Origin of the sequence: Pseudomonas sp. BIGb0381 (genome assembly GCF_024809815.1) — a bacterium.
In the GTDB taxonomy this organism is placed as follows: domain Bacteria; phylum Pseudomonadota; class Gammaproteobacteria; order Pseudomonadales; family Pseudomonadaceae; genus Aquipseudomonas.
This window is the reverse complement of the sequence record NZ_JANUEN010000004.1, coordinates 346,417-359,207: the sequence shown is the minus strand read 5'-3', so window position 1 is coordinate 359,207 and position 12,791 is coordinate 346,417. Positions and strand designations below refer to the sequence as shown.

The 12,791-nt window shown below is 62.3% G+C and carries 6 protein-coding genes; all 6 read right to left on the bottom strand.

Annotated elements, in window-relative coordinates:
- Positions 1-110 precede the first annotated feature (110 nt).
- The 6 genes from M2397_RS14985 to M2397_RS14960 all read right to left on the bottom strand — a co-directional run bounded on the left by M2397_RS14985 (position 111) and on the right by M2397_RS14960 (position 12,576).
- Positions 111-857, bottom strand: a complete 747-nt coding sequence (locus M2397_RS14985; RefSeq protein WP_184745760.1) for an SDR family oxidoreductase — start codon at positions 855-857, stop codon at positions 111-113.
- A 53-nt stretch (positions 858-910) separates the two neighbouring features.
- On the bottom strand, positions 911-3,007 hold the full coding sequence (locus M2397_RS14980; RefSeq protein ID WP_145337324.1) for a bifunctional diguanylate cyclase/phosphodiesterase: 2,097 nt from the start codon (positions 3,005-3,007) through the stop codon (positions 911-913).
- 602 nt (positions 3,008-3,609) lie between these two features.
- Positions 3,610-5,079: an efflux transporter outer membrane subunit gene (locus tag M2397_RS14975; protein WP_131696558.1), complete on the bottom strand. Its 1,470-nt coding sequence runs from the start codon at positions 5,077-5,079 to the stop codon at positions 3,610-3,612.
- Entirely contained in the window at positions 5,076-8,183 is a 3,108-nt protein-coding gene (locus M2397_RS14970; protein WP_259243839.1) for an efflux RND transporter permease subunit, read from the bottom strand. The genes M2397_RS14975 and M2397_RS14970 overlap by 4 nt, the downstream gene beginning before the upstream one ends.
- Positions 8,180-11,281: an MdtB/MuxB family multidrug efflux RND transporter permease subunit gene (locus tag M2397_RS14965; RefSeq protein WP_259243838.1), complete on the bottom strand. Its 3,102-nt coding sequence runs from the start codon at positions 11,279-11,281 to the stop codon at positions 8,180-8,182. Before M2397_RS14965 ends, M2397_RS14970 begins: the two co-directional genes overlap by 4 nt.
- A complete protein-coding gene (locus M2397_RS14960; RefSeq protein ID WP_145337321.1) occupies positions 11,278-12,576 on the bottom strand; it encodes an MdtA/MuxA family multidrug efflux RND transporter periplasmic adaptor subunit in 1,299 nt (432 codons plus the stop codon). Before M2397_RS14960 ends, M2397_RS14965 begins: the two co-directional genes overlap by 4 nt.
- Positions 12,577-12,791 lie beyond the last annotated feature (215 nt).

Genomic DNA, 12,791 nt, shown 5'->3' with positions numbered 1-12,791 from the left:
CGCTTTCTGACGCTATCGGGGGCAAGCCCCCTCCCACATTTTGAGCTGTGAATACTCTCAAGTGTGGGAGAGGGCTTGCCCCCGATGGCGCCGGTGCAGGCACTGCGTCACTAGCGACCGCCACCCAAATCCAAAAAAGTCCCCGTGGCATACGACGCCTTGTCCGACAGCAACCAGATAATCGCTTCCGCCACTTCATCCGGCCGACCGCCACGCGCCATGGGAATCCCGGACTCCAGCTTGCTGACCCGGTCCGGGTCGCCGCTCAGGGCGTGGAAGTCGGTGAAGATGTAGCCGGGGCGTACCGCGTTGACGCGAATGCCCTCGCCGGCCACTTCTTTGGACAGGCCCAGGGTGAAGGTGTCGAGCGCACCCTTGGATGCGGCGTAGTCGACGTATTCACCCGGCGAACCCAGGCGCGCGGCCACCGAAGACACGTTGACGATACTGCCGCCCTGCCCGCCATGCTTGGGCGACATGCGCAGCACCGCGTGCTTGGCACACAGGATCGGGCCGAGCACATTGGTCTTGAGGATATTCAGGATGCGGAACTCGGACATCTCGTCCACCCGCGACTTGTGCCCCACGGTGCCGGCGTTGTTCACCAATGCCGTGACGCGGCCCAGCTCGGCGTCGACACGGTGGAACAATGCAATCACTTCATCTTCGATGCTGACATCCGCGCGCACCGCAATGGCCTGGGCACCCAGGCCGCGCACCTGTTCCAGGACGCTATGGGCGGCTTTTTCGTCGGAGTGGTAGTTGATGCAGATGCGATAGCCCTCGCGCGCCGCCAGCAAGGCCGTTTCGGCGCCAATGCCGCGACTGCCCCCAGTGATGATGACAACTTTGTCCATGCGTGCGGTCTCCTGATCGAAGCGGGTGTACGGGGTGGATCCAATACTAACCGTCACGCAAGGCTTTTGTCAGGCATCGCTGCGTCTTCGGCGCGCTGGATATCGGCCATGAAGCTGTCCGCCGGCAGCGGGTGGCCGAGCAGGTAACCTTGCAGGGAGTTGCAGCCCAGCCGCGTGAGGAAGCTCTGCTGCACATTCGTCTCCACCCCTTCAGCGACAATCCGCAGCCCCAGGGCCTGGCCGAGGGCAACGATGGCCGAGACGATGGCCGCGTCGTCGCTGTCGTGCTCCAGGTCACGCACAAACCCACGGTCGATCTTCAGCTCGTTGGCGGGCAGGCGCTTGAGGTACATCAGGCTCGAATAGCCGGTACCGAAGTCGTCGATGGACAGGTCCACGCCCATGTCCGACAGCTGCTGCAACACCGTCATGCTTGCATCAGCATCGCTCATGGCCGTGGTCTCGGTAATTTCCAGGGTCAGGCTGTTAGCCGGCAACCGGTGCCGGGCAAGTGCGCCGGCGACGCTGTTGACCAACCCGGCGTGGCAGAACTGCAACGCCGACAAGTTCACCGCGATACGCCAGTGCTCATAACCCTGGGCGTACCATACGCTCATTTGGCGACAGGCCTCATTGAGCACCCATTCGCCGATGGGGATGATCAAGCCGGTTTTTTCCGCCAACTCGATAAAAGTGGCCGGCAACAACAGGCCTTGTTGCGGATGCTCCCAGCGCACCAGCGCTTCAGCCCCCACCGGGATGCCACTGAGCGCATCAAACTTGGGCTGGTAGTACAGACGAAATTGCTCTTGCTCAAGGGCATTGCGCAGGTCTTGCAGCAACTGCAATTGCTTGCGCGCATTGGTGTTCATCGACACATCAAAAAAGCTGTAGCCGTTCTTGCCCATGCCCTTGGCGTGGTACATGGCGGCGTCGGCGTTCATCAACAGCTCCTGGGGGTTGTTACCGTTGCCCGGGAACATCGCGATGCCGAGGCTGGCGGAAATTTTCAACTCATGCTCGGCCACCTGGAACGCGCGGTTGATCAGCATCACCTGGCGTTCGGCGAGGCCAAGGGCATCGTCGGACTGCGTCAACTGCACCAGCAAGACAAACTCGTCACCGCCGATACGCGCCAGGGTGTCATGGCTGCGCAGGTCTTCGCGCAGGCGCAGGCCGACTTCGCGCAACAACTGGTCACCCATGTGATGACCAAAAGCATCGTTGACCGGCTTGAAGCCGTCCAGGTCGATAAACATCAAGGCGAAGCAACCGCCCTGCTCTTTTACCGCTTCAATGGCCTGTTGAATGCGATCCGCCAACAACGTGCGGTTGGGCAGGCCTGTGAGCATGTCGTGCAGGGCCAAGTGAGTCAGTTCCTGGTTGGCCAGGGACAACGAGTCGGCGAGCACGGCGGTGCGTGCTTCCAGACGGGCATCGAGCAACGAGGTGAGCAATGCAATCGCCAGCACCGCCAGTGTCGTGACCAATACCAGGTTATCCAGGCCCTTGCCGCTCAAGCCGTCCAATGCCGCACCGCAGAAGCTTTCATCGGCAAAACGTGCCGCCGCCATACCGGTGTAATGCATGCCGACAATGGCGAACCCCATCACCATCGACGCCCCGCCTCGGGCCAGGCGCACAAACGGGGTATTACGGCGCAGGTTAAATGCGATCCACAATGCGGCACCGGAAGCCGCCACCGCGATCAGTAACGAAGCGCCGAACAACGTGGGGTCGTAATCGATACCCGGGGTCATGCGCATCGCGGCCATGCCGGTGTAGTGCATGCTGGCAATACCGCTGCCCATGACCAGCGCGCCGAACGCCAGTTGCCAGGCGGGCAAACGGGCTTGGCTGACCAGCCATAACGCAAAGCCGCTGGACAGTACAGCGATCAACAACGACAGGCCGGTGATACCCACGTCAAAGCCCAGCGCGAACGGCAAGCGCAACGCCAGCATGCCAATGAAGTGCATGGACCACACCCCCACGCCCATCGCCAGGGCACCGCCGGCTATCCATAAATAAACAGCGCGCCCTTTGGCCGTCGCGATGCGGCCGCTGAGGTCCAGCGCGGTGTAGGAAGCCAAGATCGCGACAAACAGGGAGATCACGACCAACGAGGGTGAATAACTACCGATGAGCATGGGACTTCTCGTGGGCATCGGACCTGAAACGCCCGTGCCAAGTGGCAAAGCGCGCGATTGTAGCGAGAATAATTATTGGATAGTTGATTAATTATCAGAAGGCCATTAATGGCAATTTGACGCCAATCTACTGGCTCGAAGACCCACATGATTTAGGGCCATGGCTCGAAGGCACGTGCGTTTTCAGGTACGCCCAAGCGCTATCCCACTTCGGATAACTGAGCAAAAAGAAGCGAACCATGCGCCTTTAGCAGGCCTTCATCTTTGCTACAACCGGGAAGAGTATGAGGTGTGCGGGGAGAATAGATGGCTTTGAAAACAAGGTCGTAACCTATCGTTCTCGAGCCGGAAAAGAGTACGAAATTAAAGACTCGGACACTCGATTTTTAAAATTCAGAGTCTCCGGTGAGATAGGAGAAATTCTAAAATACGTCCCTTTGAAATCTAATCTTCTTATATATGCCAATACAACCGCCCTTCCTCCGGGAGGGGAGCTAGTAGCATTTGATAGCAGCAGAGGTACGGATTTAGGTCGGCGGCCTGTATTGGGGAGCTGCTATATAAGCAAGCTCCCCGCCAAGGAACCCCCGTCCTCCTCAAGATCAATCCTTCTCGGCAATCGGCGTCTGCCCATCCCAGCCACCGCCCAGTGCGGCGATCAGTTGCACGCTGGCCACCAGGCGGCTCTGCAGCAGGGTCAGCACGGTACGCTCGTTGCTCAGCGCAGTGGCCTGGACAGTCACCACGTCGAGGTAGGCAATCAACCCGGCCTTGTACTGGTTCTGGGTCAAGCGCAGCGATTCTCGGGCGGCCTCAAGCGCTTCGTTGCTGACTACCGCCTCGTCTTCCAGCACCTTGAGCTGCACCATGTAGTTTTCCACTTCACGGAAGCCGTCGAGCACGGTCTGGCGGTACTTGGCCACGGTCTCGTCGTAGGACGCCACGGTGCGGTCGACTTCCGCCGAGCGCTGGCCGCCGTCGAACAGGGTCATGGCGAGTTTCGGCCCTACCGACCAGAAGCGGTTCGGCAGGCTGATCCAGTCGGCATAGGTGCTGCTGGAATACCCACCGGCCAGGCTCAGCGTCAGGTCCGGGTAATAGGCGGCCTTGGCCACGCCGATATTGGCGTTGGCAGCGATCACCGAGCGTTCGGCCGAAGCAATGTCCGGGCGACGTTCAAGCAACTGCGACGGCAGGCTGACCGGAATCTGCGGCAGCGCCGGAATGTCCTTGCTCACCGCCAGGTTGAAGTTGGCCGGTGCCTCGCCAATCAATACGGCGATGGCGTTTTCCAGTTGGGCGCGCTGCCAGATCAGGTCGATCAGGCTGGCCTGGGTGGTCTTGAGCTGGGTTTGCGCCTGGGCCACCGCGTCCTTGCCGGAGACGCCGGCACGGTATTGGTTTTCGGTCATTTGCAGGGAGCGCTGGTAGGTCTCCAGGGTCGCTTGCAGCAGGCGTGTCTGCTCGTCCATGACCCGCAGTTGCAGGTAGCTTTGCACCAGTTCCGACTGTTGGCTCAGGCGCATCGCGGCCAAGTCCGCCGAGCTGGCTTCGGCGCTGGCCTCGTTGGCCTCCAGGCCACGGCGCAATTTGCCCCAGATGTCCGCTTCCCAGCTCACGCCCAACTGTGCGTTGAGCGTGTCGCGAATCCCGCTGCTGGAACTGCTGAGGCTGGCGCTGCTGCTGCCGGTGCCCTGGCTGGCACGGGTTTTACCGGCGCTCAGGTCGACGCTCGGGTAAAACGCCCCGCGTGAACTGCGCACCAGCGCCTGGGCCTGGCGAAAGCGCGCTTCGGCCTGGGCCACGGTCTGGTTGGAATTATTCAGGCGCAGCACCAGGTCGTTGAGCTGGCGATCACCATACAGCTCCCACCAGGCGCCACGGGCCAGCGAGTCGCTGGGGGTGGCCTGGCGCCAGCCCTGGGCTTCCTTGAATTGCGCGGGCTCGACGACTTCCGGACGCTTGTAATCCGGGCCGACGGCGCAGGCGCTGAGCAGTGCGCCGCAAAGCACCAGACTCGCAACACGGGAACCACGGATCATGGCCAATTTGGCAAAGGTTGAATCGGTCATAGCGCAGTGTCCAGGGCAGCATCGGTACGCACGCCGCGCCAGGCGTTGAAGCGGTGGCGCGCGCGGTCGAGATAGAGGTAGACCACCGGGGTGGTGTAGAGGGTCAGGACCTGACTGAAGATCAGGCCACCGATAATGGTCAGGCCCAAAGGACGACGCATTTCCGCGCCATCGCCAGCGCCGAGCAGCAACGGCAAGGCACCGAGGATGGCCGCCAGGGTGGTCATCAGGATCGGCCGCAAACGCAGCAGGCAAGCACTGCGGATCGACTCCAGCGGGCCCATGCCGTCGTTACGCTCCAGTTGCAGGGCCAGGTCGATCATCAGGATCGCGTTCTTCTTCACCACGCCGATCAGCAGGAACAGACCCAGCAACGAGATCAGGCTGAACTCGCCGCCCGTCAGGTAGATCGCGAGCATGGCGCCGACACCGGCCGACGGCAGGGTCGAGAGGATCGTCAGCGGATGAATGTAGCTCTCATACAGAATGCCCAGCACCAGGTACACCGCCACCAAAGCGCCGAGGATCATGAACGGCTGGCCCTTCTGCGTGGCGGCAAATGCATCGGCGGTGCCGGCCATCTTGGCGATCACGTCTTCCGGCAGGCCGACCTTGGCAATCGCCCGCTCGATCGCGGCCGTGCCCTGCTCCACCGTAACCCCAGGCGCCATGTCGAAGGCGATGTTTTCCGAGGCGAACTGGCCTTCGTGGCTGACGCGGTCGTTCGCCAGGCTGTTCTCGTAATGGGCAATGGTCGACAACGGCACCCGCGCGCCGCTGGAGGTAATCACCTGCATCTGGTTGAGGGTGATCGGGTCCTGGGCGTATTTGGGGTTGACCTCCATCACCACCTGATACTGGTTGAGGCTGTCATAGATGGTGGAAATCTGCCGCTGGCTGTAGGCGTTGTTGAGCACTGCCGTGACCATGTCCATGTCGATGCCCAGGCGCTTGGCCTGGTCGCGGTCGACAATCAGCGTGACCTGGGCCGCGCCGCGCCCTTCACGGGCGTCAATGGCCGTCAGTTCCGGCAGCTCACGCAAGGCGGCCACGACTTTCGGGTACCACAGGCGCAGCGCTGCGAGATCACCGCTTTGCAGGATGTAGGAATACTGCGCGCTGGTCTGGTCACGGCTGCCGCCAAATTGCAGGTCCTGGTCGGCCATCAGGAACAGACGCCCGCCCGGTACCAGCGGTACGTCCTTGCGCAGCCGCTCGATCACCGCCTGGGCAGAAATCCTGCGTTCGCTGATGGGCTTGAGGCGCACCAGCATCACCGCATTGTTGGTGCCGTTGTTGCCACCGATAAAGCCGGCCACGCTGAGCACCGCCGGGTCCTTGAGCACCGCCTTGCGGAAGATTTCCATCTTCGGCTGCATGACGCTGAACGACAGGCCGTCATCGCCGCGCACAAAGCCGATCAATTGGCCGGTGTCCTGTTGCGGCATAAAGGTCTTCGGCACCACCACGTAGAGCGCCACGTTCAAACCAATGGTCAGCAACAGGCTGAGCAGGGTCAGGCGGCGGTGGCGCAGCACCCAGTCCAGGCTGGTGGCGTAGCCGGCGACCATGCGGTCGTTGATCTTCTGGCTCCAGCGCTGCAGGCCGGTCATCTGCCCTTTCACGTGGGGCTTGAGCCAACGGGCGCAGAGCATCGGCGTCAACGTCAGCGAGACGATCAGCGACACGATGATCGCCGCCGACAAGGTGATGGAAAACTCGCGGAACAGGTTGGTGACGATCCCGCCCATGAATAGGATGGAGAGGAACACCGCCACCAGCGACACGTTCATCGACAGCAGGGTAAAGCCGACTTCCTCGGCGCCCAGGTAGGCGGCTTTCATCGGCGGCACACCCGCGTCGATGTGCCGGGAAATGTTCTCCAGCACCACGATGGCATCGTCCACCACCAGGCCGGTGGCCAGGATCAGCGCCATCAGCGAAAAGTTGTTCAGCGAGAAACCGTACAGGTACATCACCGCGAAGGTGCCCACCAGTGACACCGGCACCGCCAGGGTTGGAATCAGCGAGGCGCGGAAGTTGCCGAGGAACAGGTACACCACCAGGATCACCAGCCCCACCGCAATCAGCAGGGTCATCTCGGCTTCATGCAGGGTCGCGGTGATCACCGGCGAGCGGTCCATGGCCAGGCTGAGCTTGACGCTGGACGGCAGCACCGCCTGCAACGCCGGCAGTTGTGCCTTGATCTGCCTGACGGTCTCGATGATGTTGGCACCGGACTGGCGGTTGATCACCAGCAGCACCGCCGCATCATTGTTGAAGAAGCCACTGTTGTAGCGGTCTTCCACGCCGTCGCTGATCTTTGCCACGTCCTTCAGGCGCAAGGCAGCGCCGTCCTGGTAGCGAATCAGCAGCGGCTCGTAGTCCTTAGCCTTTTCCAACTGGTCGTTGGCCTGGATCTGCCAGTTGCGCTCATTGTCTTCCAGGGAACCCTTGGGCCGGCGCTGGTTGGCATTGGCGATGGTGTTGCGCACGTCGTCCAGGGCCACGCCGTACTGGTCGAGGGCCTTGGGTTCCAGCTCGATACGCACCGCCGGCAGGGAGCTGCCGCCGATCTGCACTTCGCCCACGCCCGGCACCTGGGACAGGCTTTGGGAGAGGATGGTCGAGGCCAGGTCGTACAACTGGCCCTTCTGCAACACGTCCGAGGTCAGCGACAGCACCATGATCGGTGCCTGGGACGGGTTGATCTTCTTGTAGGTGGGCATGCTGCGCATGCCGCTGGGCAGCAGGTTGCGCGAGGCATTGATGGCTGCCTGCACTTCCCGCGCGGCACCGTTGATATCACGGTCGGAGTCGAACGCCAGGATCACCCGGGTGGAGCCCTGGCTCGACGAACTGCTCATGGTGGTGATGCCGGCAATCGCGCCGAAGGAGCGCTCCAGCGGCGTCGCCACGGTGGACGCCATCACCTCGGGGCTGGCGCCGGGCAAGCTGGCCGAGACCACGATCACCGGGAAATCGATCTGTGGCAGCGGCGACACCGGCAGCAGGTTGAAGCTGACACCGCCCAGCAACATGATCGCCAGGCTCAGCAGCATGGTGGCCACCGGTCGGCGGATGAAAGGTCCGGACAGGTTCATGACTCAACCGGCTCCAGGCTTTGCGGCTCTTTACGCCAGCGGCGGCCGAGGCGATCGAAGTACAGGTAGATCACCGGCGTGGTGAACAGCGTCAACACCTGGCTCACCAGCAAGCCGCCGACCATCACCAGGCCGAGGGGCTGGCGCAATTCAGCGCCGGAGCCGGTGGCCAGCATCAACGGCACTGCACCGAACAGCGCAGCCAGGGTGGTCATCAGGATCGGCCGGAAACGCAGCAGCGCCGCCTGGTAGATCGCGGTCTGCGGGTCCAGGCCCTGATTGCGTTCGGCGTCGAGGGCGAAGTCGATCATCATGATCGCGTTCTTTTTCACGATACCGATCAGCAGGATGATGCCGATGATCGCGATCATGCCCAGGTCGTTGCCACTGAGCAGCAAGGCCAGCAAGGCCCCTACCGCTGCCGACGGCAAGGTCGAGAGAATGGTGATCGGGTGAATGTAGCTCTCGTAGAGCACACCGAGCACGATGTACATGGTGACCACCGCCGCCAGGATCAGCAGCAAAGTGCTCGACAGCGACGCTTCGAAAGCCTGTGCCGCGCCCTGGAACTGGGTCTGCACGCCCACCGGCATGCCGATGTCCTTCTGCGCCTGGTTGATCAGCTCCACGCCTTTGCCCAGCGCAACGCCGGGGGCCAGGTTGAACGACATCATCACCGCCGGGAACTGGCCGATATGCGCAATTGCCAACTGCGCCTGGCGCTGTTCCACATGGGCCAGGCTGGACAAGCGCACCTGACCGCCGTCGGTGGTTTTCACGTGGATCTGGTTCAGCGCCGCCGGGCCCAGGGTTTCTCCCGACTGGGCCTGCAAGACCACGCGGTACTGGCTGGCCTGGGTGTAGATGGTGGAAATCTGCCGCTGGCCGAACGCATCATAGAGGGCATCGGTGATGGTCGACACACTGACGCCCAGGCGCGAGGCCGCATCGCGGTCGATCACCAGGTACACCTGCAGGCCTTTGTCCTGCAGGTCGCTGGCGACGTCGGTGAGTTCCGGCATCTGGCTCAGCGCATGCACCAGCTTGCCGCTCCACAGGGCCAACAGGTCGGCGTCCGGCGAGGACATGCTGAACTGGTACTGGGTGCGGCTGACACGGTCTTCGATGGTCAGGTCCTGCACCGGCTGCATGAACAGGCGGATGCCCACCAGCTTGTCGATCTGCGGTTGCAGGCGGGTGATCACCTGGGCCGCGCTCAAGTCGCGCTGGCCGTGGGGCTTGAGGTTGATCAGCAAACGGCCGCTGTTAAGGGTGGCGTTGTCACCATCCACACCGATATAGGACGACAGGCTTTCCACCGCCGGGTCGGTGAGGATGATTTTCGCCAGTTCCTGCTGGCGCTGGCTCATGGCGGCGAATGAAATCGACTGCGACGCCTCGGAGATCCCCTGGATCACCCCGGTGTCCTGCACCGGGAAGAAGCCCTTGGGCACAACCAGGTACAACACCACCGTAAGGCCCAGGGTCGCGATGGCCACCAACAGGGTCAGCGGCTGGTGCTTGAGCACCCATTGCAACTTGCGCCCATAGGCTTCGATCAGCCAGTCGATCCAGGCACCGCTGGCCTTGTAGAAACGGCTCTGCTCTTCTTCCTTGGGCTCGCGCTTGAGCAAACGCGCGCACATCATCGGCGTGAGCGTCAGGGACACCACCAGGGAAATCAGGATCGCCACCGCCAGGGTGATGGCAAATTCGCGGAACAGCCGCCCGACCACGTCAGCCATGAACAGCAGCGGGATCAATACGGCGATCAGTGACAGGGTCAGGGAAATCAGGGTGAAGCCGATCTGCTTGGCGCCCTTGAGCGCGGCGGCCAGCGGCGTCTCGCCTTCCTCGATATAGCGCGAGATGTTCTCCAGCATCACGATGGCATCGTCCACCACAAACCCCGTGGCGATGGTCAGGGCCATCAGCGTCAGGTTGTTGATGGAGAACCCGGCCAGGTACATCACGCCAAAGGTGCCCACCAGCGACAGCGGCACGGCAATCGACGGAATGATCGTCGCGCTGACCCGGCGCAGGAACAGGAACGTCACCATCACCACCAGGGCGATGGCGATCAGCAATTCGTGCTGCACATCGGTGACCGAGGCGCGGATGGTCTGGGTGCGGTCGGTGAGGACGGTCACGTCGAGGCCGGCCGGCAGGTTGTCGGTGATGCTCGGCAGCAGCGCCTTGATGCGGTCGACCACCTCGATCACGTTGGCACCCGGCTGGCGCTGGATATTAAGGAGCACGGCCTGGTTTTCGTTGGCCCAGGCGGCGAGGCGTTCGTTTTCCGCGCCGTCGACGATCTGTGCCACATCTTTAAGGCGCAGAGGCGCGCCATTGTTGTAGGCCAGGATCAGTTCGGCGTATTGCTGCGGCGACACCAACTGGTCGTTGGCATCGAGCATCGACACCCGCGTGGGGCCGTCAAAGTTGCCCTTGGGCTGGTTGACGTTGGACGCGGCGATCAGGGTGCGCACGTCGGACAGGTTCAAGCCGTTGGCCGCCAGGGCTTCGGGATTGACCTTGATGCGCACGGCCTGGCGCTGGCCACCGGCGATGCTGACCATGCCGACGCCGCTGATCTGCGCGATCTTTTGCGCCATGCGCGTATCGACCAGGTCATTGAGCTTGGGCAACAGCATGGTCTTGGACGTAATGGCCAGGGTCAGCACCGGGGTATCCGCCGGGTTGACCTTGTTGTACACCGGCGGCGCCGGCAAATCCTTGGGCAGCAGGTTGGTGGCGGCGTTGATCGCAGCCTGCACCTGTTGCTCGGCGACATCCATATTGACATCGAGGTTGAAACGCAGGGTCAGCACCGACGCACCGCCGGAACTGGTGGACGCCATCTGGGTCAGGCCGGGCATCTGCCCGAATTGGCGCTCAAGCGGCGCGGTGACCGCGCTGGTCATCACATCGGGGCTGGCGCCGGGGTACAGGGTCATCACCCGGATTGTCGGGTAATCCACCTGGGGCAGCGCCGAGACCGGCAACAAACGGTAGGAAATAATGCCGGCCAAAACAATCGCCAGCATGCTCAGCGTGGTGGCGACCGGGCGAAGGATAAACAGCCGCGACAGGTTCATGAACCGACCTTTTGCGCCTTGCCGGCGGTGGTGCCGGTCTCCCCTTTAGCAGCTGGCTTGCCTTGCAGGTGTTCGGTTGGCGTCGTCGGCACTTCGCTGCTGTCGTTGACCACTTCGATCTCGCTGCCGTCCTTGAGGCGGTCGGTGCCTTCAAGCACCACGCGGTCGCCGGCGACCAGGCCTTCCTTGATCACGGTGTTGTCGCCATCGGTGTCCCCCACCACCAGCGGCTGGACCTTGACCTTCTTGTCGCCATCGAGCTTATAGACAAAGGTGCCGGTGTTGCCGAACTGAATCGCGGCGGACGGCGCCAGCACCACGTTGTGCAAGGTATCGGCAAGCAAATGCACGTTGACGAACTGGTTGGGGAACAGCGCCTGGTCCTTGTTATCGAAACGCGCCTTGAATTTCAGGGTGCCGGTGGTGACGTCGATCTGGTTGTCCAGGCTCTGCAGCACGCCGGTGGCCTGCTGTTTCACGTCGCCACGGTCCCAGGCTTCCACGGGCAGCTTGTTGCCGGCGCGATAACGGGCGAGCACGGTTTCGAGGGTGTTTTCCGGCAGGGTGAAGGCCACGCTGATCGGTTGGGTCTGGGTGATCACGGCCAGGAAGGTGGTGTCGTTGGCCGCCACCAGGTTACCCACGTCGACCTGGCGCAAGCCGACGCGACCGCTGATAGGCGCGCGGATCCTGGTGAACTCGAGGTTGAGCTTGGCGTCGTCCACCGCGCCCTGGTTGGTTTTGACCGTGCCCTGGTATTGCAGGACCAGCGCTTCGGCGGTGTCCAGGGTTTGCTTGGCGATACTGTCCTGGGCATATAGGCCACGATAACGCTCGACATCGACCTGGGCGTTTTTCAGCAGGGCCTGGTTCTGCATCAGCGTGCCCTGGGCCTGGAGCAAGGCGTTCTGGTAGCTGCGCGGGTCGATCTCGGCCAGCAGGTCGCCGGCCTTGACCATCTGCCCTTCTTCAAAAGCGATCTTGACCAGCTCGCCGCCCACCCGACTGCGCACATTGATGGTATTGAGCGCGGTGACCGTGCCCAAGGCCTTGTAGTACACCGGGAACTCCCCCAGCACCGCCGGCGCCACACGCACCGGCACCGGGCCGGTGGACCCGCCGAAGCCCGGGCGCGCCATGCCGGTTTTGCCGGTGTGCCCGGCTGGTGCGTCTTTGTGGGCGGCGCCGCTTGGCCAGAATTTCCAGCACAGGCCGGCGATAACCAGCAGCACGAGCAGGCCGAACAGCCAGCGGCGGGAGTTGCGGGGGGAGGATTGCATGGAGTGATCAACCATTGGGCGCGAGAGCTTCTTCTTCGGGAGGCTGAAAGATAAGCACTGGAGCGCTTTAAGAAAAGCGCCTTTACCGGCTATTTACCTTGGGCTTACAACTTTTAACTTCTGCGGCTTAGTCCGACAGCTATTTCGCTAAGCGCCTGACATGCAAATAAAAACGGCCTGGACTAGGCCAGGCCGCAATCATGTATCGAACGTGTTACTGCAAAACGACA

Excerpts from the sequence above, each read along its gene's own strand:
- M2397_RS14985 (WP_184745760.1), bottom strand. The coding sequence starts at position 857 with ATGGACAAAGTTGTCATCATCACTGGGGGCAGTCGCGGCATTGGCGCC.
- M2397_RS14980 (WP_145337324.1), bottom strand. The coding sequence starts at position 3,007 with ATGCTCATCGGTAGTTATTCACCCTCGTTGGTCGTGATCTCCCTGTTT.
- M2397_RS14975 (WP_131696558.1), bottom strand. The coding sequence starts at position 5,079 with ATGACCGATTCAACCTTTGCCAAATTGGCCATGATCCGTGGTTCCCGT.
- M2397_RS14970 (WP_259243839.1), bottom strand. The coding sequence starts at position 8,183 with ATGAACCTGTCCGGACCTTTCATCCGCCGACCGGTGGCCACCATGCTG.
- M2397_RS14965 (WP_259243838.1), bottom strand. The coding sequence starts at position 11,281 with ATGAACCTGTCGCGGCTGTTTATCCTTCGCCCGGTCGCCACCACGCTG.
- M2397_RS14960 (WP_145337321.1), bottom strand. The coding sequence starts at position 12,576 with ATGGTTGATCACTCCATGCAATCCTCCCCCCGCAACTCCCGCCGCTGG.